Genomic DNA, 24,223 nt, shown 5'->3' with positions numbered 1-24,223 from the left:
TCTATATGAAAACCACCCCGGAGGGGTGGCAGAAGCGTTTTTACTCCAAATACTTCGGATCATACTTCACTCCCGCTTTCTCCAACATCATCCGATACTCCTCCATAAAACTCCGCTCCCGGTGATGCTCCTCCTGCCGACAAATATACTGCTTTACCTCCTCCAAAGCTATCGGACCCACCGAAAATGCTCCATAACCTTCCTGCCAGGCAAAGGGCTCCATAGATCGCCGTGATTTCATCCACTTTGAACTCTCCCTCTTCAGATCTCTTACGATATTAGCCACACTCTGGCTCGTACCCATCCCCAGCAAAATATGTACGTGATCCGCCACCCCTCCCACAGCAAGAGGAAGCGATCCGCCCCCCTTGGCACAACCACCAATGTAGGCATGGAAGTCTACAATCAAATCTTGCGTGATCCACGGCACCCTCTCTTTTGTCCCAAAAACCAGGTGAACATGCAGAGACGAATGAGTAGAGGACATAATACACTGTTAGACTCTCCCGTTGCGTGATTCCAGCATAATTCTCAGAACACCCTTCTGCCACCCCTCCGGGGTGGTGAGGAAAGGGGGGATCTATTTCCGGGGTACGCTCGCTGCGCTGCGCTTAACCCCGCGCTACCTTCTATCACCCCTCCGGGGTGTCTTCTGACTCCACACCCTTTTTGCTAGACCCGTCACAACGCCTGGATCTAGCATGTGCTGTCGTTTAACACCATGCAAGCCGCCACCCAAAAAACCAAAACCATCAGATACTGGGAACGCAGGCGCATCCTCTGGAACACTCTCCTCGTTCCTCCATCACTATTAGCCTACAAGGTGACAATCGACTTAAAGTCCTACTACGGAACACAATCCACCTTCGGCTGGCCCATGGTCCTCTGGCTCTTCTTCGTATACGCCATCGCTGCCAACATCTGCTACACCTTCGCCTATGTAGCAGAGTTCTGGGTCCTGGAAACCAAATGGGAACATTTCTACCACATACGCGGTCGCAAAATCTTATTTGTGCTCGGCACGCTGCTCGGCATGGCTCTCGCCTTCGCTGGAGGTATAGCCATTGCTCACGTCCAATACCCCATCTAACATAAATGCGATTCTATGAAAAAAATCCTACCACTCCTCCCCTTCTACCTACTTCTACTCTCCTGCAAAGAAGACAAACTCCCCACCGTCACCGTCTACGATGAAGTATCTTCATTTGCTGAAGCCGAAACCAAAACAATCACTGGAGCCAAACTCGTCTTACTAAAGGATATCGAGCCCTACTCGACAGTGAAAGTTGTATCCATAAAACAAGGCAATACCTCTGAACTTTCATCCTTTAGTTTAGCAGAAAAAGACGACAACGAAAAAGCCATCAGTCTCAGATTTCACCCCAATTGGGGAAACAAGAATACATGGTCAGTGCGTTACAGATCCCCCAGTTCAAGCACCCCCATATATAGCGAAGAACTCAAAACCGGATTCCGAGCCAGCTACGCCAATCGCAGCCGCTACGGCAGACTCCGAGAAAAAAAGGAAGTGCTCGATGCCTTTATGATTCTCCCTGAGAACACATTTTATGACGCCCAGCAAATCGACAAATACTTTATATGCCGCGGCATAGAATCCTTTAAAGAATTCTCCAAAACCCTTCCTGAAGCCAAGTTCATCCTACTAACACTCGAATAATCCTCGCACACTCACAATAACACCCGCCTCCGACTTCTGATAACACAAACCTCCGGCCATCCGCACCAAGTATGCCTGGACTCCGCATATTTAGCCTCTTCGCCCCCTTAGCGCTGGCCAGTCACCTGAGCGCCCAGGATGCCATCGTCTATCATGGCGCAATCTATCATAAAGACGCCCAAGCCAAGCTAGGCCGCGATGCCCAGGTTCTCATCCAACTCAAAGAGGCCGATACCTGGGACGAGGTGATCAAACTCGTCCAGAGTGACAAGCTCCTACATATCGCCCCGACAAACATTTCCGTTCTTTCTCCCAGTGGCAAACAGATCCCGATCACTACGCTAGATAGCCGGACTGGCATCAACCTTCTCCATCAGATCAAGAACAAGGAGGACGGCCCCATCAAAGACGCCGTCCACCTCAAACTACGTGAAGAGCCAGAGAAGAAGATTTCCTTTACGCAGGGCAAACCCAAGCACGCCCTCATCTCCATCCATAGAAAAATTAAGGCGAGTGTGGTCATCCAATACCTTGAGCAACTCCACCAACAAAAGGTCGCCTATCTTCCTATCGATCCACTTTAACCCCCTTAAGCCATGTCATTACATCCAGCCATTTTAGGGACACTTCTGGTAGTAGCCATGTTTGTCTGCTCTTTGATCGGAGTCGTCGTCGTGATTTCCGGCAGAAAAGACAAGAAGACCAGGCTCTAAGAACTGGAAGGGGGACGACTACACGATCACCCTCAATAATTCGAACACCCCGCCGCTGTCATTGTCTCATTCTTTATGCGTACTTTCTTAGTCATCCTACTCTCACTGACCCTACCTGCCATAGCTGACGAGCGGCCAAACAACATGGTTCGGGCGGAACTCAAGGCACAGCTCGTCGCTCTTGAGCTCGAGGTGAACCAGCTTCTCGCCAATGGCCTGGATCAGAATCACCCACGGGTGCGCACCCTCAACCAACGAGTCGGCGAACTGAAACAAAGCATCGTCGCACTCAAGCCCCCTGTGGAGGAGACGCTACTCTTTCTCCAAGGCACCACCGCCATCTCCCTCACCAGCAAGGAACCCGTAGAACTGCAGGAGCTACTCAAGCAGGGCTGGCGCATCCGCTCAGTCACACCAGCCGGTGAGAGCAAAGCCTATCTCTGGCTGCAGAAATAAAAAATAGGCAGGGCGGCCCATACCCAACAGACCGCCCTGCACTCCGCATTCAAACAAATCTTTCCTAGAGCAGGATTCCTCCTGACTCATCCTCAATCGTCTGGCATAACCAGCCGACCACTTCCCACATTACACACATCACGACACATAGCTGCTCCCGCAACTAATTCATGTTGCTGTGCGTAAGAAATACTCTCACACATCACGCTACATATCCCGTCAAAGCACTTCACATCTCAACCCAGCGTGAGCACTACTTGACACCCACCTCAAAAAACCCGAGACTCCCTCTCAGACAGGGGAGCCGACGAGGCTGAGAACGCGCACCACCGCACGTGACCCTTCGAACCTGATACGGTTAGCACCGCCGAAGGGAGTCGCATTTCACCAAACAAAAGAAATCCGTCCACCCGTCCGCACCCGCTGCCGACGGGTTTTTTCTTTCTCTCAAGCGGAGGAAGAAATAGAGTGAGCGCTTCCCGAAAGCGCACCGAAAATAGAATTCAATCCGAATGAGTAAAGACAACAGCAATGGATTTTTGATCATCGCCATACTCGGCGTAGGAGTTCTCGTCACCGGCGTCACCGCCATCGGCGGAGCCTTCTATTGCTTTGATGCCGGATTTGAGTCGTCCCCCACCGGTGCTGGTCTCTGCCTCATTGCTGCCGCCATCTCCTTCGTCGGCGGACTCATCGTATTCGAAAAATTAACCAGATAGCCCCCCTCACCCAATCGTCACTCTCAAAACGACCCGTCCCTATTAACAATTAACCAATAACTTTTAACCAATCATGTCCCACCACAACGACAACGAAATCACCCCGGACAACGCGCACCAGCGCTCCGACTACACCGGCAACTTCATCGAGAACATCGACAACTCTGACGAGATCGCTGCCATTGAGAACGACCCGACTATCTTCCCGAACTCCACCCGTATCTATGTGGAGGGACAGATCCACAAGGACGTGCGCGTGCCAATGCGTGAGATCCGCCTTTCCGATACCGAGCACCCGAACGGCCGCGTCGAGCCGAACGCCCCGATCCGCGTATACGATTGCTCCGGCCCATGGGGCGACCCGTCCTTCGAGGGCGATGTCACCCAGGGTCTCCCGGCGCTACGCCGCGACTGGATCCTCGGCCGCGAAGACGTGGAGGAATACGAAGGCCGCGAGGTCAAGCCAGTGGACAACGGCTACCTTTCCGAAAAGCACGCCGAGAAGTACAACGAAGGCAAGGCAGCCAAGAACAAGCTCAAGGAATACCCGGGCCTCAAGCGCAAGCCTCTCCGCGCCTCCGCCGGTCATCCCGTCACCCAGAAGTGGTACGCCGACCAGGGAATCATCACGCCGGAGATGGAATACATCGCCATCCGTGAGAACATGGGCCGCGTCGAGGAATTCAAAACCATCCACGACCGCTACCCGACTCTCGACGAACTCCCGGAAGACGCTTCTGACACCATCAAAGCCTTCGTCGCCAGCAAGAACTCCACCCCGGAAGGCTACGAAATGCCACGCCCGTCCGAGATCGATCCGTTCAAGCAGGTCTCCCGCAATGTGATGAACCACCAGCACCCGGGCCAGACCTACGGCGCTGAGATTCCCAAGCTCATCACCGCAGAGTTCGTCCGCTCCGAGGTCGCCCGTGGCCGCGCCATTATCCCGGCCAACATCAACCACCCGGAAAACGAGCCAATGATCATCGGCCGTAACTTCCTCGTGAAGATCAACGCCAACATCGGCAACTCCGCAGTCGCCTCCACCATCGATGAAGAAGTGGAAAAGATGCGCTGGGCCACCAAATGGGGTGCAGACACCGTGATGGACCTTTCCACCGGCAAGAACATCCACGCCACCCGCGAGTGGATCCTCCGCAACTCCCCGGTCCCGATCGGTACCGTGCCTATCTATCAGGCGCTGGAAAAAGTGAACGGCCGCATCGAAGACCTCACTTGGGAACTCTATCGCGACACCCTCATCGAACAAGCCGAGCAAGGTGTGGACTACTTCACCATCCACGCCGCCGTACTCAAGCGCTTCGTGCCGCACACCGCACGCCGCATGACCGGCATCGTATCTCGCGGTGGATCCATCATGGCCAAGTGGGCACTACACCACAATGCAGAGAACTTCCTCTACACCCACTGGGATGAAATCTGCGACATCTGCGCCGCCTATGACGTTTCCTTCTCCATCGGTGACGGTCTCCGCCCTGGCTCCATCGCGGATGCCAACGACTATGCCCAGCTCGCCGAACTCGAGGTGCAGGGTGAGCTCACCCTCCGCGCCTGGGCAAAAGGTTGCCAGGTCATGAACGAAGGTCCCGGCCACGTGCCGATGCAGCTCATCCAGGAAAACATGGAGAAGCAGATCGAGTGGTGCCACGAAGCTCCTTTCTACACCCTCGGCCCACTCACCACAGACATCGCACCGGGCTACGACCACATCACATCCGGCATCGGTGCCGCAAACATCGGCTGGTACGGCTGCGCGATGCTCTGCTACGTGACTCCTAAGGAGCACCTCGGCCTACCTAACAGGGACGACGTTCGCGAAGGCGTGATCACCTACAAGATCGCCGCCCACGCTGCCGACCTTGCCAAAGGTCACCCGGCTGCCCAGGAGCGCGACAACGCCATCTCCAAGGCCCGCTTCGAGTTCCGCTGGCGCGACCAGTTCGCCCTTGGCCTCGACCCGGCCAGAGCCATCGCCTTCCACGACGAGACACTCCCTGCCGAAGGCGCCAAGACCGCTCACTTCTGCTCCATGTGCGGACCGACCTTCTGCTCCATGAAGATCACCGCAGACGTCCGCAAGTACGCCGAGGAAAACGGTTTCACCGAGCAAGCTCTCGCTGAACAAGCTGGCGTCTAGCAACCAAATCACCAATACTTCATGCCCGCCCCACTCCTCATCATTATCGGCGGCCCGAATGGGGCGGGCAAAACCACCTTCGCCCGTGAGTACCTAACTCACGAAATGAAGGGACTGCGCTTCCTCAATACCGATGAAATCGCACGGGGCCTCTCCCCCTTTGATGTGGATGCCGTCGCCATCAAAGCAGGCCGAACTTTCATTCAAGAGGTCAAATCAGAGATCAAACAAGGCAATAGCCTAGCCATCGAGTCCACTCTCAGCGGCAAAACCCATGCCCAACTGATCGCGCGCGCCAAGAAAGCCGGATATAGGACAAGACTCCATTTCGTCTGGATCCCATCTATCCAGCTATCCAAGCAGCGTGTTGCCCAACGCAAGAAATTAGGAGGACACGATGTTCCCCTGAAAGATATTGAGCGTCGTTTCCCTAGGGTGATGCAAAACCTGACAAGTACCTACCTACCACTGGCAGATGAATGGACGATCTGGAATGGAGCTATCACTCCACCAAAAGTATTGGCAAACCATGATTCCCACACTATCCTGTCTGTAACAGAGTTCCTTGCAGAATGATCAACGTACGCAAAATCACCCTCAAAGGTATTCCCGAGAGCGAGATGGATGAGCAGACCAAGCTTGCCAATCGCGCGATGAAGCGTGCAGCCCGCAAGCTACGCGAAGATTACCGCCGCAAGGGCCTGCCACTCATTGTCGCGGACAAGGACGGCAAGATCATCCGCAAGCCGGCCTAACAACCACATTACAAGCTTTCCCCAAAAGCCCGCTCACTCCGAGCGGGCTTTTTATTTTTCTAAACAAGGCCCTCACAATGAGATCGACTAAGCACCCTCCGCAATCAATACTTCGGATGGTCCCGGACGCGGGACTTGCCCGCCGCTTGCCGGGAAGAAACTATGAACAAGACCTTCATCCGCGATGTGAGCACGGACGACCTCGAGAAACTCCTCCGCATCGAACAGGCGTGCTTTGAAACCGACCGCCTCAGCAGACGTTCCTTCCAACGCTGGATCACAGGCACCAACTCCATCCTCCGGGTGATTGAGCGCGACGGGCAGCTTGTCGGCTATGCACTGGTTCTGCTCCACCGAGGCACCCGCCTAGCCCGACTCTACTCCATCGCCATCAGCCATCCGGCCCGCGGGCAAGGCCTCGGCAAGAAGCTGCTGCAGGACGTCGAGGAAGCCGCCGCTAAACAGGACCGCTTCTTCATGCGCCTAGAGGTCAGCGATAACAACCAAGCCGCGCGTCAGCTCTACCAGTCCACAGGTTACGCCCCCTTTGAGGAAATCCACGACTACTACGAGGACCACAGTGATGCCGTGAGGATGCAGAAGCGCATCCGCCATCCCGACCTAGAGCACATTCCAAATCGTGTTCCTTGGTACCAGCAGACCACCGACTTCACCTGCGGCCCCGCCGCCCTCATGATGGCTATGGCCAGCATCCGGCCGGACATCGGCTTCACCCAGGAGCTTGAGCTAGACCTCTGGCGTGAGGCTACCACTATCTACATGACCTCTGGCCATGGTGGCTGCCACCCGCTAGGCCTCGCCCTTGCAGCCCACCGCCGCCACTATCACCCCAGAGTCCTGCTTAGCCACAAGTGCCCACTCTTCCTGGATGGCGTTCGTAGTGAACACAAAAAGGACATCATGCAGACCGTACACCATCATTTCCTCCAACAGGCGAAAGACAAGGACATCCCCATCCACTACCAACGCATCACCAACGCCAGCCTCGAGCAACACCTTCAGGCTGGAGCCGCCATCTGCATCCTCATCAGCAGCTATCGCCTCAACGGGGACAAAGCCCCTCACTGGGTCGTGATCACAGCCTCCGATTCACTCTGCTTCTACCTGCACGACCCTGATGTAGAAAAACTCACCCGCAGCCCCCTCGACTGCCAGTACATCCCCGTGGCCAAAAACGAATTCGCCAAGATGATCAACTACGGCAGCAAACGCTTCCACTCCGCAGTCATCCTGGAACCTCAAAAATAAGCCCGCACCTCCCAAGCGGGCTTGCTTTCATGACCTGAAATCCTCTGGCCTTATCTTCAGACCAGCATCATTGTTTATGACAGGCATGGCAACATGCCACACTCAAACATTTCACGCACTACTCATGAAGAAAACACGCAATTGCTCTCTATTGATTCCTCTTGCCAGCGCAGCTCTGTGCCTATCGGCAAGCGCAGGCGACCCAGCCAAAGACGTCTACCCGAAGCCTCAGAAGGTGAACCACCTCGGCAAAGCCGAAACCACCGCCGACATGCTCTCCGCTGACGCCAAGAAATTCCCCGCACTCGCCAGCGCACTCCAGTCGCGCAAGATCGAGCCCAAGGGATCTTTCGCCATCACCACCACACAAGGTGAGGCAGCGAAAGCCATCCTGCAAAAGGCCTCCGTCAACGATATCCCCGGCGCCTATGTCCTCGAAGTCTCTGAGACTGGCATCAAGATCGCCGCCACGGACGAAACTGGCATTTTCTACGCCACACAGACACTCGCCCAGATGATCGAAACCGACGGCAAGCTCACACATTGCTTAGTCGCCGACTGGCCGGACATGCCTTTCCGCGGGTCCATCGAAGGCTTCTACGGCAAACCCTGGGAACACCAGCGCCGCCTCAGCCAGATCCAGTTCTATGGCAAGTACAAGATGAACGCCTACATCTACGGACCGAAAGACGATCCCTACTCTGGCTTCAACTCCCACCACTGGCGTGACGAATACCCTGCCGAGCAGGCTAAGCAGATCACCGAACTCGTAGCAGCCGCCAAGCAGAGCCACGTCAACTTCATCTGGGCTCTTCATCCCGGTTCCTCCATCCGCTGGGATGACAAGGATGGAGACGGCACCCCGGATGACATCCTCGTGTCCATTAAGAAGCTCGAGGCCATGTATGATCTGGGTGTCAGATCCTTTGCCGTCTTCTTTGATGACATCGGCGGAGAAGGAGCCAAGGCAGAAATGCAGGCCAAGATGCTCAACCAGATCAACCGTGACTTCATCAAGAAAAAGAAGGACGTCACCCCACTACTCATGTGCCCGACTGACTACGCAGGTGGCCACGGCAGTGAGTACAAGAAAAGCCTCGGCGCAGCCCTGGATAAAGACATTGATATCATGTGGACCGGCCCCGGCATCTGCTCGGACATCCCATCCCGCGTCGTTCAAGAAGTCTCCCAGCACTGGCAGCGCAAGCCCTTCATCTGGTGGAACTGGCCAGTCAATGACTACTGCCGCTACAATCTCCTGTTAGGCCGAACCTACGGACTGGACAAAGCGAACAAAGGTAAACTCTCAGGCTTCGCTTCCAACCCGATGGACAAACCGGAGGCCTCCAAGATCGGTCTCTTCAGCATCGCCGACTGGGCGTGGAACGTAGACGCCTTCGAATCAGAAAACTCCTGGCGCGCCTCATTCCCGCGCCTCTACCCCGGCCTCGCCAAGCCGATGTTCCTCTTCGCCCAGCACAACTCGGACCAAGGCCCGAATGGCCATGGCTACCGCCGCGAGGAATCCGTAGACATGAAGCCCGTCGTGGACAACGCACTGGAGAAGTACCGTGAGACCAAATCCCTTCCACAGGAAGAAGCCGAGGTACTCATGAAGGAGTTCCGCGACATCACGGCCGCGGCCCAAGAAATCAGCAGCAAGCTCCCAGAGAGCGATCCCGCACTCTGGCATGAGATCGAGTACTGGGTGAAATCCTTCGAACAGCTCGGCGAGGCAGGGCAGGCCGCCATCACTCTGGCTACAGGCAAGGCTGGCAACGGCGAGGCCCATATGAAGCTCTTCTCCGCCATCGCCACAGCCAAGGCACGCCAGCAGGAATTCTCAGACGCGCAGAAGAAGCGCCACTTCGAAGAAACATTCCCGAGTGACAAGAAATGGGCCAAAGGCTGCAAGGTGGCCACTCTCGTGCTCACCCCCTTTGTGGACGAAATCTTCAAGACCGAGTGGGACAAAGCCTACAAGCTCCTCGGTGGCAAGAGCACCACTACCAGCGCCATCTACAAGGCATTCTCGAACGCCAAGGGTCTGGACAACATCCAGGCTGAGCGCAGCGGCAAGTACGTCAACCTCACCCGCATTCTTGAAGTCGTGAAGCTCGAGCCACAGCAGCACATCGGCCTCGCCCTGCCAGAGGGCATCTTCGCCACCTACATCCACATCAAGCTGGATAACGAAAAGGCTGCCGAGGCATGCAACATCGAAGTCTCCACCGACGGCTCCAACTGGAAACCCTTCAACGCCAGAAAAGGCAAAGGAGAGATCCAGAATCCAGTAAACGTGAATCATAAGATCCGCTTCTTCCGACTCGTCAACACCTCACAGGAGACCGCCGAGTTCCGCATCAACCAGCTCAAGTTCGACATCCCGGAAGACGCCAAGGAAAACTCCCTGGCAGCCACTGAGGACGGAAACCCCGCCACCTACTTCACCATGGAGAATGAGCAGACCTTCACTGGCCCCGATAAAGCCACCAAAGCCTTTTTCATCACGGACGCACCCAAGGAAGCTATCAAACAAGACGGTAACAAGCTGACCATCTCCCCAGCCGCGGGCAGCAAGGCACACGTCTTCGAGATCATCTGGCGCTAAGTCGACTTCATCCCCTCTTTCCTCAGCCGTACCCTGCTCAAGGGTGCGGTTTTTTTGTGCCGAGAAGTTCGTTTGCGAACAAGTATCCATGTTTTTTTAAAAGCACTGATTCCTTTTCGGAATCACTCATTCATAGGAATTTAGAATTCTATTCATACTCGCGCCGAGTGCTCCGATGACTGCGCAGCAGTTTTTCGGCGCCAGAACACAAAAAACACTCTTCACCATGAAACTCCAAAACCCACGACTCGTCGCAGCCGTCTGCCTCAGCTTGCAACTCAGCGGCTCGGCATTGGAAAGCCCGCTCATGGGCATATCCTCACCTGCAGGCCCCGCAGCCATTGCCCTTTCCTGGGAAGACATGTCCACCAGCGAGACTGGATTTGAAATCGAACGCCACGGCGGAGACAACAGCTGGGCACTCGTAGCCACCGTCCCCGCAAACTCCACCCATTACTACGATCGCGGCCTTAGTGAGCAATCCACCTACAGCTACCGTGTCCGCGCCATTGATTCTGGAAGCAGCTCAGCCTGGCACGATCTTGGCAGCGCCACCACGACCCTGAAAATGAATATCATTTTCTTCCTAGCCGATGACATGGGCTACAAGGATATCGCCGCACTCCGCAACCCATCTATTGATGGACCAAGTATCTACGAAACCCCTGCACTGGACCAGCTGGTAAGCGATGGAGTCAGCATTGATAACGCCTACTGCTCCGGTCCTCGCTGCGTGGTCGCCCGCCGCTCCATTCTCACCGGAAAATATGACTGGCGCCCGGAAGCCGTGCCAAACAACGATTTCTACATCGATCACGATGGTGATCCGATCGGCGGCGGCATCTACGCAGGCGGCACCACGGTCTCTGGCTCCCAATCAGGTGCCGGAGTCACCATCCCGGACAACGAAACCTATGGCGAGGCCCTCCAGTCCGCTGGCTACCGTACCTGCTACATCGGCAAATACCACCTGGGGGAATCCCCCTCTCTTGTGGCTGTCCCGGGCTACACCTTTGGCGACCAGCCCGCCCGCGGCCCACGCCAGCAAGGCTTTGATGTTTCCATAGCTTCAGGCCACGCCGGAGCTCCACCAGCATCCTACTTCTCTGTAGAAAACCAGCACGCCACAGGCTCCTACACCTTTGAGCTGCCAGACCTCGATGACACCAGCTGGGGAACCTCCGCACCAATCGCCGGAGAATACATCACTGACCGACTTACCCAGAAAGCCATCGGATTCATTTCAGACTCCATCAGCAATCATGCCAGCGACCCCTTCTGCATGACTCTGGCCCACTACGCTGTCCACACACCAGCAGAAGCCAAGACTACTGACATCGACTACTTCAAAAGCAAGAAGCAAGGCATGGCCTCCACCCTGGCCACCCACCCGATGGCCTCCACACCACTCATCACGGACTACTCCTCCAAAACCCGCATGATCCAAGACAACGTCGTCTACGCCGCCATGCTCAAGAGCTACGATGACTCTCTCGCCAGCCTGCGCGCCTATCTCGCCACTACCGACGATCCACGCAACCCAGGCAAGAAACTCTCAGAGACCACCATCATCGTGGTCTCCTCTGACCACGGCGGCAAGTCCACCACCCCAATCGCTGACGGCAAATCGCTGGAAGATGACTCCACTGACCCGGTAAACCCGGCACCGACTTACGTGGAGAGCAAGGGCGCTTATAAATCCGGCACACCAAACGCCTACAGCTCCTACCCCACCTCCAACTATCCCTTCCGCCAAGGCAAGACCTGGGTTTACGAAGGCGGTCTGAAAATTCCACTCATCGTCTACTACCCGGGCGTCACCCCGGCAGGCAGCCACTCTAGCTCCTTCGTTCACGGTGCAGATTTTTTCGCCTCCTTTGTGGACATGGCTGGCGGTAGCCAGTCCTCGGAATCTTCTGACTCAGTCTCCTTCATGCTCTCCGCTGCTCTTCCAGAGCTCTCCGCCCGCAAGGACCTGCACCACTTCTTCACCAATGCCAATACGGGCACAGGCAACCCAGCCCTCGCCGCCTACCGTAAGGGGGACTACAAACTCCTCTACTTCATGGTTCAGCGTAAGGTTGAGCTCTATAACCTAGCCGCGGACATCTACGAGCAGAACGATATCTCCGAGATCCGCCCGGATCTTGCCAAGGAAATGCTTCACCAGGTCTACCAGCAGTTCCTCGAAACCGGAGCCAAAATGCCTAAGCCTGGATCCAATACCTGGAAAAGTGAACAGGAGATCCTGGTCTCCAACGGCGTCATCAGCGCCCTCCCCACACCACCGGATGCAGCCCCATCCAACCTCACCGTCACCCAGCTCTCAGAGACAGCCCTGCAGCTCGACTGGACAGTAAATGCCACCAATGCAACACACGCGATCATCTACCGCAGCAGCCCGGATGAAGACGGAACCTACCGTGAGATAGCCTACGTCCCGGTCAGCCAGACCAGCTATATCGATACCCATTTCACCTCCATCGTCGGTCAAAAATACAAGTACCGGATCGAGCTAGAAAACCTCGGCGGATGGAACGGCTTCAGCATTGATGCCTCCGGGGAATTTTCCAGTGGCTCCAGCAACAATGGAGTGACTAATACCGGCAACACCGTCCACACACTCGTCTCCGACGACGCACTAGCCCTCCAACTCAACGATGATGATATCACCTCGGTCCCTGGGGAAGAGCGCATCATCTATCCCTTGCTCAACGACCTCGGTGAAGGTCAAATGACGATCACCTCTATCACCCAGCCTTCCACCGGCTATGCTACCACAGACGGAGAGACAGTCACCTTCCATGCTCCGGCAGAATTCGCAGGAGGTATCACCATAGACTACACCGTAAGCGATTCCGCTTCCCAGACAGACACCGCCACACTTTACATCGAGCTACCAGACGTCTCCACGGAGACTGGCCTTGTCGCTTGGGAATTTGACGACGCTGCGACTACTCAACTGGAGAACACTACCAGCACGACTGGAATTTCCTTCACCGGTACCACCTCCGCCAATGTAGCCACAGACGGCTCAGGCCTCCTGGTACTCTCCAACGACACCAAGAACCACAACCGCACCTCGCAGGACATCACCGCTACCCCATATGAAAACGGCTCCTACCGTTTCCGCTTCCGCGTGCAGGATGTCGATCTGAGCAACGCTGACAACGGCGCAGCCTTCGGCTTCTCCTTCAGAGACCAAGCCCTCACTTCAGACTTCGGCATCGTCCGATTCAAGAAGTCCGGCAGCGACATTATTCTGGAAGTCCGCAACAACAACCCAGCCAACAACAACGCCGTCACCCTCCACACCATCGCTGGACTCACCATCAACGATGCAGTCGTCACCTCCACTCTGGACCTCGACAACAAGACGATCTCCACCAGTCTGGAACTCAATGGCGGTGCAGCCATCGACCTGGCTGATGCAACAGCTTACACCGGAGCCCAGAAGCTCGACACCATCAAGTTCCAGGCCAATACCAACTCGGCTGGTGCCCTGCAGGCTAAGATCGACTACTTCCGCGTCTTCAGCGTCGCTACCGAGGGTCCACTTTACCAGGCATGGTCCGGATCCTTCGACTGGAACGGCGTCAAAGACATCCTCTCCACTGATGATCCAGACAAAGACGGTCTCTCCAACTTCGTCGAGTTCTCCATGGGCACCTCGCCGCTTAACCCGAATTCACCGGAGGATATCTTTACTCTCGTCCCCCAAGGGGACGGCCTAGCCCTCCAGTTCACCCCGTTCAGAAACACCTCAGCCATCAGTTACAAAGTGCTCTTCTCGGATGATTTGGTGGACTGGGGCAGCATCAGCAGCGTCACCATCTCCAGCAGCGCCGGACAGAGCACCACCGTGCCACTCCCTACCCTGACCAAAGCCTTCTCAAAAATACAAATCAAAGAGACGCTAAACTAAGCGCCCTGCCTATCACACGCACAACGAAGCTTCACCCAAAACACCAAGCCCGCTCGCCACGAGCGGGCTTTTCTCTTTCTCACAGCTGATTCCTGCCCAGCACTTACCAGAGAAAAAAGAAGTTTCTTATTAACATTCAACCAAGATGCCTCCTGTAAGACTGGTAGCCCCTTTCCATTCGGTGGTTGAGGTGCGCTATCCCACTTAATGACAAAAACACTCAACGCATACACACACATGAGAAACCTCACAAAAATATCTCTAGCTCTCTTACTCGCGAGCAGCCAGTCACAGGCGGCACTAACTTGGACGGGCAACAACAACACCCTCTACGCTGAATCCAACTGGGAGGCCGACGGCGGAGGCACACCTGCAGCTGACACCATCAATCCAGGTCAAGCGATCGACACAGCCATCACCGGCGGCCTCATCATCATCGGCGCCAGCGGAACCGGCTCTCCGAACAACTTCGGCACCAACAGCTTCAACATCGGTGACAACGACCTCATTCTTGAAGCTGGTCAGACACTCGCCTCCAGTGGCAGTTATGGCTTGGTAGCCTCCAACATCAGCCACACTTTCACCATCCAGGGCGGCAGCACCGTGAACCTCCAGTTCATCAACACGCTGACCATCACACTCGACGGAGCCTCCTCACTTACATTGAGGGGCGGCAACTCCCCACTTCCCGGCAGCTCTACAGTCAACTTTCTCGATACAGACAGCACCTTGAGCTTCCTCAACGAAGATCTTGCAAGCTTTCAGGCAGAGCATCAATCCGTCATCACCGTCGGAGGCAATGCTCTTGTATTGGGCTCAGATCCATATGCGATCGAAGCTGGAGACAACGCCGTACTCACTTCCATCAACGGAGGTCTCGGTACCCAGGTAAACGCCATTGCGATTCCAGAGCCCTCAAACACCGCTCTCATCGGACTCACCGGACTGGGTTTTATCCTCCGCCGCCGTAAATAACCCTACCCGTTTTATATTCCACTACTCACTCCAAAGCCCGCTCGCCACGAGCGGGCTTCTTGTTCTCTCACGCATTTTTTTCAGATTTCGCGTTAACATCCGGCACCTCTCCATCCTTTGGTGATAAGTAGCCTCTTTTTTTCCAGAAATAGAGACGACTTATCACTAAACACAATACACACATGAACAAACTCACAACCTATGCCCTGATGGCTGCAGCATCTACTGCCACCAGTCAGGCAGCTCTGACTTGGACTGGTGGAGGAGACGCAATCTCCCTTTACCAGGAAGCCAACTGGCAAGACGACCAAGGCTCTACACCGGGCGCCAACACCATCAACGGCGGCGCAGACATCACCGCTGACACCGGCGGACTCATTGAAATCTCCAGCGGCACCGGTACTCCCAGCAACTTCGGCGGAACTTTCCAGACAGGATCGGGCAACAGCCTGACCGTGGGCGGAGGCAAGACACTTGCATCTATCGGCAGATCTGACGTGACCGGTGGCGGCGCTGGCACCACACTCACCGTCGAAGGTGGCGCTACACTCTCCGTGGGTGATGTTTCCGGATTCGAGAACCACTCATTCACAGACTCCACAGTCAACCTATCTTCATTGACTACTTCTGGCGGCACCCTCAATTCCACCAATACCAGCTTCACCGCTGGTACAGCTGCGATCAATGATGCCACCACTGGCAATGTGGCCTCCCTGAACGTCACCTCCTCCTTTACATCCAATGGCACTGTAGGCGTCGTCTTCAATTCACTGACTCTGGACGGAGCCACAGCGAGCCTCACAGGCATGTCAGGTGACAGCAACGTCTACCTGACCAATGGTTCGACATGGGCCAGCACCTTCTTGACTCAAGGTGTGGATGTCTTCATCGACGCTACAAGCTCACTCAGCCTGGCTGGCGCTGGAGACCCCATCAATTCCCAGGCCGTTCAAACCACGATCAATCTGGAAGTCGGCGCTCAACTGACACTCGCTTCACTGGAGGAATTCACCGAGCAAGGCGCCGACATCTTTGTCAACGGCGTATCATTCGCGAATGATACAAGCATCCTCAGCTTCAACGGCACCACCGCAACCGCAGTCCCTGAGCCGACATCCTCAGTGATGATCGGACTGGTTGGTCTCGGCTTCATCCTTCGCCGCCGCAGATAAGCGACTAGCCTCAATATTTAAACTAAAAGCCAGCACCCTTCCAGGTACTGGCTTTTTTATATTCACACTATACTCAAAACAGGTCTTAGCGGCGACGACGCAGGATGAACCCAAGACCAGCCAAACCAATAAGCGCTGCACCAGAAGGCTCAGGCACAGCAGTCACACTGACTCCATCCCAAACAGCACCACCAGAGGAGCTATCAAGAACAATAGTCTCGAAACCTGTGCCTACACCAGCTGAGTGGAATGCAGTGGTTTCAGCTCCTGTGTTGTAAGTTACGCCGTCAGTGGAAATCCCTACAGTGTAGGCACGGTCCCCGGAATCCAAATCAGTACCAGTAATACGCACAAAGTAATCTGTTCCCGCTGTAATGGACTCGGCCACACGCTGCCCCCAAGCTCCGGAGAAGGTATCAATACCACCGCTGCTCAAGCGCATCGTAATCAGATCACCTGAATTGTTATCACCGCGCAGACGAATCCGCTGCGTGCTATTCACGCTCGTCAGGCGAACCGCGAAATCCAGCTGGAAATTGAAGACGTCATTCGCATCAGAGAAATCCTGAGCAAAGGTGGAATTGGTGCTGACTACGGACTGAGATCCGAGAATAGGATCAGTCGTTTCCGCATTACCAGTTCCACCAAAGGCATCCCACCCAGTCGTTACGGTACCATCCTCGAAATCTCCATTAACCAGAGAGATCGCTGCATTTGCTCCTGAGCTAAGGCCCAGGACCGTCATTAGTATGAGGTTATTCATTTTCATGTGTGCAAGTAATTAAGTGCGCTGACATCTACCCACACTTCCCCCTCATCCCGCAAGGCGCCCCATCAGTCACCTAGAGACATTCAATAGTCAGATTTTACCGCACCAGAATCACCCAACTTCTCCTCTGACCATTCTGTGAGAAAATTTTCCTAGCTAAATCTTGAATCAAGTTTACCTAGGAAAACTATGTCCATTTTGCAGCAAGAACTACAGCTGGGAGCCTTTACGCTCCGCAACCGTCTCGTCATGGCTCCTCTCACCCGCTGCCGCGCCAGCGAAGGACGTGTACCAAATGATCTGATGGCGGAGTACTATGCCCAGCGCGCCAGTGCGGGCCTGATCCTGTCTGAAGCCACTTCCATCAACCCAATGGGAGTGGGTTACCCTGACACACCTGGTCTTTGGAGTGACGACCAGGTCGAAGGCTGGAAAAAAGTCACCGCTGCAGTGCATAACGAGGGAGGCCTGATACTAGCCCAGCTGTGGCACGTCGGTCGTATCTCGGACCCTAGCTACCTGAACGGCGAACTACCGGTAGCCCCTTCAGCCATCGCCCCAGCTGGACATGTCTCCCTGATCCGTCCAGAGAAACCCTTTGTCACCCCTCGCGCACTCAGCGTGGAGGATATCAAAGCGACGACTGAAGACTACCGCACAGCTGCCCGAAATGCCAAACACGCAGGCTTCGATGGTGTGGAACTACACGGCGCCAATGGTTATTTACCCGAACAATTTCTCCACAGCTCCACGAACCACCGCACAGATGAATACGGCGGCTCCATCGAGAACCGAGCACGTTTCATGCTTGAGGCCCTTGATGCCCTGATCTCCGTCTGGGGCGCTGAGCATGTAGGCCTCCACCTCTCCCCTCAAGGAGACGCCCATGATGCAGGTGACTCCACCCCACTGGAGACATACAGCTATCTGGCCGAGCAGTGTAAGCAGCGCGGTATCGCCTTCATCTTCCTGCGTGAGGATCTCAAAGCAAACAAACGCCTCACCCCAGCCATCAAGCAAGTCTTTGGCAAAGGCATCATCGCCAACCAGGAACTCACCAAAGCTCAGGCAGAAAACCTCATCCAGACCGGAACGGCGGACGCGGTTTCCTTTGGTCGTCTCTTCATCGCCAATCCAGATCTCCCCGAGCGATTCGCCAAAGATGCGCCGCTCAACGAACCTATTCCTGAGACATTCTATGCTCAAGGCTCCGAGGGCTACACAGACTACCCATTCCTGGACAACGCCGCCTGCGAAATCTAATCCACCCTCCAACTCTCTTTGCCAGCCCGCCCTGCCTTCGTGTAGAGCGGGCTTTTTCATCACCCACACCCCCACCCGGCCCCTTCAGCACACCACTCGAAGCACAAACCACTCTATTGTAGTCAGACCGTGAAAAGGAGATAAGAGGAACGCTTTAACGCATTTGTACAATACACAACAAAGCAAACATGAAAAATACACTCCTATTCACAACCCTCATAACGGCTGCCAGCCTTAGCTCTGCCAGCGCTGTGACTATCAGCCAGACCAACTTGACTAACGACAGCGGCGTTGGTGACTACGGCCAGGAAATCCGCCTCGATTCCGCCATATTCACCACCTCCTCCACCTACAGCCTGGATGATGTCACCTTTTACAAAGGCGACCTCGGCGGTGGCTCAGCCACACTTTACATCGATGTTTATATGGCGAACTCCAGTGCGGAGAATGACTCAGACTTCGCGCCAGACACTTCCTCCGGAGTCACTTATCTCGGTTCATCTATCAACTCCTTCGACTATAGTTCGATCGCAGCTGGAGATGGTGGCACTAGCACTCTTGGTGGAGCCATGACCTGGAACTTCTCCGGGATCGAGCTCACCGTGGACCGCGACATCTTCCTCGTCTTCTCCTCTGACGACACAGCTGGAAATTTCGTGGGAACATCCATGAACACGAACACAGTGGGCGTTCCAGACTCATCCACCTATCTAAACATCGCAAATGCTGATTCCGATCCTCTATTCGGGGGCCTTGCCGACGCTTCAGACCAAGACCACGTCTACTCCCTGAACGTATCTGCCGTTCCTGAGCCATCCAGCACCGCACTCATCGGGCTTGCTGGCCTCGGCCTGCTTCTTCGCCGCAGACGATAATCCAGCACTAGAGCACCATCAAAAAAAGCCAGCCCCCATCAGGGAGCTGGCTTTTCTGTTAGTCTTTGAATGGGAGATGAACCTACTTCAGATCAAAACGGTCCAGTTCCATCACCTTCACCCAGGCCGCTATGAAGTCTTCCACGAATTTATCTTCGGAGTCTTCACAGGCATACACCTCGGCCACGGCACGCAGCACAGAGTTCGAACCAAACACTAGATCGGCACGGGTTCCGCTCCACTTTGGCCTACCACTCTCACGGCAGCTTCCCAAGAAGGCATTGCCGCAGGGTGAGACAGACTTCCACTCAGTTCCCATATCAAGCAGGTTCTTGAAGAAGTCATTACTGAGCTGCCCAGGCCTATCCGTGAGAACCCCAGCTTTTTCATCCCCCACATTCGCCCCCAACACACGAAGCCCACCGGTAAGGACTGTCATTTCTGGAGCTGTTAGTGTGAGAAGCTGAGCACGGTCCACGAACAAATGCTCAGAGGGAACACTGAACTTTCCTTTCAGATAGTTACGAAAACCATCAGCGATGGGCTCGAGAACATCGAAGGACTCCACGTCTGTCTGTTCCAGATTAGCATCCGCACGCCCGGGACTGAACGGCACTTCTACCTCACGCCCCGCAGCTTTCGCAGCCATTTCAATGCCGACCCCACCAGCCAGGACAATCAAGTCCGCCAGAGAGACCTGCTTGCCTCCACTTGCAGAAGCGTTGAACTCAGACTGTATCCCCTCCAGCACTCCTAACACTTTAGCTAACTGCTCCGGCTGGTTCACCTCCCAGTCCTTCTGCGGGGCAAAGCGGATGCGCGCACCATTCGCGCCACCGCGCTTGTCCGAGCCACGGAAGGTAGAAGCAGAAGCCCAGGCGGTGGAAACCAGTTCTGAAACACTCAGACCTGAACCCGCAATCTTGTCCTTCAAGCCTTTGACATCATTCGCATCTACCAAGGGATGATCCACGGCAGGAATAGGATCCTGCCAGACCAGCTCTTCCGCCGGAACCTCGGGCCCTAGATAGAGGGAACGAGGCCCCATGTCACGGTGAGTCAACTTGAACCACGCCCTAGCAAAGGCCTCTTGGAAGGCCTCATGATCTTCATAGAATCGGCGGGAAATCTTCTCGTAGGCTGGATCCACACGCAGGGATAGATCAGTGGTCAGCATCGTTGGACGATGCTTTTTGTTAGGGTCATGTGCATCAGGAACCGTCTCTTTGGCATCCTTAGCAATCCACTGATGCGCCCCCGCAGGACTCTGTGTAAGCTCCCACTCGTTTTCAAAGAGGTTCTTGAAGTATAGTTTACTCCACTTGGCCGGAGTCTGTGTCCAGGTGACCTCCAAACCACTGGTGATCGTATCTCCTCCCTTGCCGGAGCCGTAGGTATTCGCCCAGCCAAAGCCCTGCGCCTCCATCGGAGCTGCTTCCGTATCCGCACCGACGCTTTCTGCAGGCCCGGCACCATGACATTTACCAAAGGTATGCCCTCCAGCAATGAGTGCCACTGTCTCCTCATCATTCATCGCCATCCTGGCAAAGGTCTCACGGATGTCATGGGCTGCTAGGGCTGGATCCGGGTTTCCGTCCGGCCCTTCTGGATTCACATAGATGAGCCCCATCTGCACCGCAGCCAAGGGGTTCTCCAGGTTTCGCCCATCGTCTTGACTACCTCCTTCATCCCCCTCACCATAACGCTCAGCTCCACCCAGCCACTCGGTCTCGCGGCCCCAGTAGACATCCTGATCCGGCTCCCAGGTATCCTCCCGTCCCCCCGCAAAACCAAAGGTCTTGAAGCCCATACTTTCGAGAGCCACGTTACCTGTTAGAATCATTAAATCCGCCCAGGAGATCTTCCTGCCGTACTTCTGCTTGATCGGCCACAGCAAGCGTCGCGCCTTATCCAGACTCACGTTATCCGGCCAGCTGTTAAGCGGGGCAAAGCGTTGCTGACCACGGCCGCCGCCACCGCGTCCATCTCCCATCCTATACGTACCCGCACTATGCCAGGCCATACGAATGAACAAAGGCCCGTAGTGACCAAAGTCTGCCGGCCACCAATCCTGCGAGTCAGTCATCAGATTCGTCAGGTCTTTCTTAACAGCCTCCAAGTCGAGGCTCTCAAATTCTTTACGGTAATCAAAACCACACCCCATGGGATCAGATTTTTTCGAGTGCTGGTGAAGCAGCTCGATCTTCAAGCGGTTAGGCCACCAATCTTGGTTCGTAGTTCCGCCACCACTGGGGGCAGCCTGATGGAATGGACATTTGGATTCGTTACTCATCGTTCGGGGTTTCTCAGTTTTGTATATTCGAATGTTAGCAATAAAAGACAGCCTTCCTCATACAGCAAAGCTAACAACAGGTGCAAACATCTGCCGCACGAAAAAAATACGCCCTATAGACATAAGGCATTTCCCCGGATTGTAAACAAAACTCTAACCCTACCGAGGCGACTAGCTAAGATCGCTGCCGCGGAGCTGCGCCCAAGCTACCTGTCTCCATCCACTTCATCGAAACTTCCCGGTAGCCCAAAGGTTTCAAGCCCGACCTAATCCACTTTTCAAAATAATTCAGCATCTTAGCGTATGGAAATTGAGCATAGGTAATCGCGGGCTCCAACCAGTTTCCTCCTTCAAATTCCACCAGACTCACCACGGAAAGATCCTGAGGAATTCGGATCCCTCGTTTCGCACAAAATGCATACAGGCTCAGCAGATGGTGCCCTTCCATCACGATGACAGCGGTAGGCTGTAGCCTTGTAAACTCACGCTCCCACATTCCACTCCACACATCAGGCAGGTCCTCCGCCACTCTGACACAGTAGTCCGACCGGCGGCCTCGTAGGTTCTCCTGCTTCCCAGGAAAAGCGTCCACACTCAGAACTTCTTCACGGATTCCTCTATCGGGGTCCGTATACGAAAACATGATCCTCTCATGACCCATGGAATTTAACTTCTGGATAAGCCAAGCTATTTGACTTGAGAAACGAAAACCCATCGAGGTGATTTTCATACTGTCCGTAATCCCTCCACCACAGCAAAATACCGGCAGCATGTTCATTCCCACCTCAATCCATCGACGGCTCGCATTGTAAAACAAGATAGCATCCGCGGAATGCCTCTCGACAAGTCTTCGCAGGTACTTCGATGGCTCCTTATGATAAGCAAAGTCCACTTGCTCCATATTTACTGCAGTTCCATGACGCATCCACCTATCTGACATTTGCTGGAGCACCGTCCCGACCACCAAATCCTTAGCATCAATCCCCGAATAGAGCATCAACAAGGATTTTCGGTTCCCAGCTTTGACCTGACGCCGTGATGGATTAATTTTTCTCGCCTTGCGTCGCTCTGAGGGTAAGAGCCATCCATTCTGCTCCACCAAACGTAATGCCCTCTGCACCGTCTTCGGATTCACCGAATACTTTTTAGCCAGCACCTCCATCCCCGGCAAGGTCTCCGTCCACTCTCCGGCTTGAATCATCTCCTCGATCATTCGTGCCAGTTGCTCAGCTTTCGTCTTCAGAGGCAGCTTTCTCATCAGCCCTATTGCATCACGATCACGGCCAAAACTCAACCCACATCTACCCCCATAGAGAGGGTAGATGGACTACCAACAAAACTTTACAAAAAGCCCGCCTCTCATCAGAGAGACGGGCTTTTCTTTACTCCATACGCTGGGAAAGCCAGCCCTCCTCACAAGAGCCGACTTTCCACCGCATACCATTGTATACACAAAAAACTGTCTAACGCTTGGGCACAATCAGAGTGTAGGAATCAAAATCGAGCTGGGCCTTGAGCTGCTTGAGCAGGCCTGTACCGATGATTCCCCCGATCTCCATTCCTCCGGGCCCCTTCATCAGGCTCTGGGTATCGATCACATGAAGTTTCAACTCGGAGAGCTGGAAGTGCTTACCCATCACCGAATCTTTGACTCGGACAACCTTGACCCCTTGTGCCTTAGTCATCCCTCTCACTGCCACATCCTTGTCCTCGGTCTGTAGTTGCAGCTTCTCGACCAGCTTGGTGGAGATCACGTGAGCATTCGCTCCCGTATCAATCAGGAAGGCATAAGTAGTGTCCCCGATTTTTAAATCGATGTAAGGAAAGCTGTTTTCCCCCTCCATCAGAGGCAAAACAGTTGCTCCCTGCTGCTTCATCGCCATCTGATAAACTCCCTTGGGAGCATTGCCAGTCGGCACCAGAATACGCGGATTACCATAGTCAAAAACCCCACGCGCTTTCTTCATCAGTGGAGCGCCGAGCAATCCTCGGATCTCAGTAGGCTGACCACCTGTCTTGAGGTGCTCCAGGTGCTTCACGGGTAAGACTCTGGCGTTCTCTTGCTTCCCGACTTCCACCACATTCCCCACGGTGGATTTTTCTATCACTGCCCGGAAGGCTTTTCCATCTCCACCGACTCCTCGAGCCCTCCCTTGGGCGGTAAGCTCCTTGCCCATCGATTTTAAGAAATCCGTATCGTAGGCAAGTGTGTATGCGCAGCCTGTATCAATCAGAAAGCGGGCATTCGTATCCTCTACTTTTACTGTAGCGGTAAAGAGGCCGCCATTATCCGTGGCCTCCACTTTGATGGGTCTAAAGGTGAAAGCTTGTTCCGTGTTCTGCGCGCAGAGCGTCGTCAAGGCACAGAGCATGGCCATTGAAGTATACTTGAGTGTTTTGATCATATTAGAGTGTGTGTGCACTGCTAATTACGTGCGCAACTGCTACTTCTCAAAAAAGATTCACAACATCCTGCTACGCCACATAGAGGCGTAGACACTCCTTTCTCCCGACATCACCCCATTCCCCCAAGCCGTTGCCTTTCAGAAACTTCAACCTACTGAGCTTTTCAGCACCAACCCATAGCCCCAA

Annotated in this window: 20 protein-coding genes and 1 riboswitch; of the genes, 15 read left to right on the top strand and 5 right to left on the bottom strand. The window is 54.7% G+C overall.

Annotation, left to right across the window (positions count from 1 at the left end; genetic code table 11):
• Window positions 1–40: 40 nt before the first annotated feature.
• The gene (tnpA, locus tag BUB27_RS16385; RefSeq protein WP_143184966.1) at window positions 41–487 is read right to left on the bottom strand and encodes an IS200/IS605 family transposase; all 447 of its coding nucleotides are present in this window, start codon (window positions 485–487) and stop codon (window positions 41–43) included.
• Between the two features lie 234 nt (window positions 488–721).
• On the opposite strand from tnpA, the gene BUB27_RS16380 reads away from it, so the two are divergent.
• The 13 genes from BUB27_RS16380 to BUB27_RS16320 all read left to right on the top strand — a co-directional run bounded on the left by BUB27_RS16380 (window position 722) and on the right by BUB27_RS16320 (window position 16,431).
• Entirely contained in the window at window positions 722–1,090 is a 369-nt protein-coding gene (locus BUB27_RS16380) for a hypothetical protein (RefSeq protein ID WP_143184965.1), read from the top strand.
• Window positions 1,091–1,105: 15 nt separating this feature from the next.
• Window positions 1,106–1,678, top strand: a complete 573-nt coding sequence (locus tag BUB27_RS16375) for a hypothetical protein (RefSeq protein WP_143184964.1) — start codon at window positions 1,106–1,108, stop codon at window positions 1,676–1,678.
• A 71-nt stretch (window positions 1,679–1,749) separates the two neighbouring features.
• Window positions 1,750–2,262, top strand: coding sequence for a hypothetical protein (locus BUB27_RS16370; RefSeq protein WP_143184963.1), 513 nt, complete (start codon window positions 1,750–1,752; stop codon window positions 2,260–2,262).
• A 204-nt stretch (window positions 2,263–2,466) separates the two neighbouring features.
• Window positions 2,467–2,847, top strand: a complete 381-nt coding sequence (locus tag BUB27_RS16365; protein WP_143184962.1) for a hypothetical protein — start codon at window positions 2,467–2,469, stop codon at window positions 2,845–2,847.
• Between the two features lie 287 nt (window positions 2,848–3,134).
• Window positions 3,135–3,240, top strand: a riboswitch (TPP riboswitch).
• A gap of 119 nt (window positions 3,241–3,359) precedes the next feature.
• Window positions 3,360–3,566 (top strand): hypothetical protein, encoded by a 207-nt coding sequence (locus tag BUB27_RS16360; protein ID WP_143184961.1) that lies wholly within the window; start codon window positions 3,360–3,362, stop codon window positions 3,564–3,566.
• 73 nt (window positions 3,567–3,639) lie between these two features.
• A complete protein-coding gene (gene thiC, locus BUB27_RS16355; protein ID WP_143184960.1) occupies window positions 3,640–5,724 on the top strand; it encodes a phosphomethylpyrimidine synthase ThiC in 2,085 nt (694 codons plus the stop codon).
• 21 nt (window positions 5,725–5,745) lie between these two features.
• Window positions 5,746–6,300, top strand: a complete 555-nt coding sequence (locus tag BUB27_RS16350; protein WP_143184959.1) for an ATPase — start codon at window positions 5,746–5,748, stop codon at window positions 6,298–6,300.
• On the top strand, window positions 6,297–6,479 hold the full coding sequence (locus tag BUB27_RS16345; protein ID WP_143184958.1) for a hypothetical protein: 183 nt from the start codon (window positions 6,297–6,299) through the stop codon (window positions 6,477–6,479). Before BUB27_RS16350 ends, BUB27_RS16345 begins: the two co-directional genes overlap by 4 nt.
• Window positions 6,480–6,641: 162 nt before the next feature.
• Window positions 6,642–7,748: a GNAT family N-acetyltransferase/peptidase C39 family protein gene (locus tag BUB27_RS16340; RefSeq protein ID WP_143184957.1), complete on the top strand. Its 1,107-nt coding sequence runs from the start codon at window positions 6,642–6,644 to the stop codon at window positions 7,746–7,748.
• A 124-nt stretch (window positions 7,749–7,872) separates the two neighbouring features.
• Entirely contained in the window at window positions 7,873–10,359 is a 2,487-nt protein-coding gene (locus tag BUB27_RS16335; protein ID WP_159435033.1) for a glycoside hydrolase family 84 protein, read from the top strand.
• 226 nt (window positions 10,360–10,585) lie between these two features.
• The gene (locus tag BUB27_RS16330) at window positions 10,586–14,284 is read left to right on the top strand and encodes a sulfatase-like hydrolase/transferase (RefSeq protein WP_159435032.1); all 3,699 of its coding nucleotides are present in this window, start codon (window positions 10,586–10,588) and stop codon (window positions 14,282–14,284) included.
• A 237-nt stretch (window positions 14,285–14,521) separates the two neighbouring features.
• Window positions 14,522–15,259 carry a PEP-CTERM sorting domain-containing protein gene (locus tag BUB27_RS16325; protein WP_159435031.1) on the top strand — a complete coding sequence of 246 codons (738 nt, stop codon included), beginning with the start codon at window positions 14,522–14,524 and terminating at the stop codon, window positions 15,257–15,259.
• A gap of 182 nt (window positions 15,260–15,441) precedes the next feature.
• Entirely contained in the window at window positions 15,442–16,431 is a 990-nt protein-coding gene (locus tag BUB27_RS16320) for a PEP-CTERM sorting domain-containing protein (protein WP_143184953.1), read from the top strand.
• Between the two features lie 85 nt (window positions 16,432–16,516).
• Here the strand turns inward: BUB27_RS16320 and BUB27_RS16315 are convergent, their stop codons facing one another.
• Window positions 16,517–17,194 (bottom strand): PEP-CTERM sorting domain-containing protein, encoded by a 678-nt coding sequence (locus tag BUB27_RS16315; RefSeq protein ID WP_159435030.1) that lies wholly within the window; start codon window positions 17,192–17,194, stop codon window positions 16,517–16,519.
• A 195-nt stretch (window positions 17,195–17,389) separates the two neighbouring features.
• Here BUB27_RS16315 and BUB27_RS16310 point away from each other — a divergent pair, with 195 nt between their 5' ends.
• Complete coding sequence (locus BUB27_RS16310) at window positions 17,390–18,463, top strand: alkene reductase (protein ID WP_143184951.1); 1,074 nt, start codon at window positions 17,390–17,392, stop codon at window positions 18,461–18,463.
• Window positions 18,464–18,651: 188 nt separating this feature from the next.
• Entirely contained in the window at window positions 18,652–19,338 is a 687-nt protein-coding gene (locus BUB27_RS16305) for a PEP-CTERM sorting domain-containing protein (RefSeq protein ID WP_143184950.1), read from the top strand.
• A gap of 82 nt (window positions 19,339–19,420) precedes the next feature.
• Here the strand turns inward: BUB27_RS16305 and katG are convergent, their stop codons facing one another.
• The 3 genes from katG to BUB27_RS16290 all read right to left on the bottom strand — a co-directional run bounded on the left by katG (window position 19,421) and on the right by BUB27_RS16290 (window position 24,036).
• Window positions 19,421–21,631, bottom strand: a complete 2,211-nt coding sequence (gene katG, locus BUB27_RS16300; RefSeq protein WP_143184949.1) for a catalase/peroxidase HPI — start codon at window positions 21,629–21,631, stop codon at window positions 19,421–19,423.
• Between the two features lie 175 nt (window positions 21,632–21,806).
• Window positions 21,807–22,889, bottom strand: a complete 1,083-nt coding sequence (locus BUB27_RS16295; protein WP_143184948.1) for a substrate-binding domain-containing protein — start codon at window positions 22,887–22,889, stop codon at window positions 21,807–21,809.
• A 205-nt stretch (window positions 22,890–23,094) separates the two neighbouring features.
• Complete coding sequence (locus BUB27_RS16290) at window positions 23,095–24,036, bottom strand: pepsin/retropepsin-like aspartic protease family protein (RefSeq protein WP_143184947.1); 942 nt, start codon at window positions 24,034–24,036, stop codon at window positions 23,095–23,097.
• Between the last annotated feature and the right edge of the window lie 187 nt (window positions 24,037–24,223).

The sequence above is a fragment of the Rubritalea squalenifaciens DSM 18772 genome, from assembly GCF_900141815.1.
Classification (GTDB): Bacteria; Verrucomicrobiota; Verrucomicrobiia; order Verrucomicrobiales; family Akkermansiaceae; genus Rubritalea; species Rubritalea squalenifaciens.
This window is presented reverse-complemented; position numbering and strand designations above follow the sequence as displayed.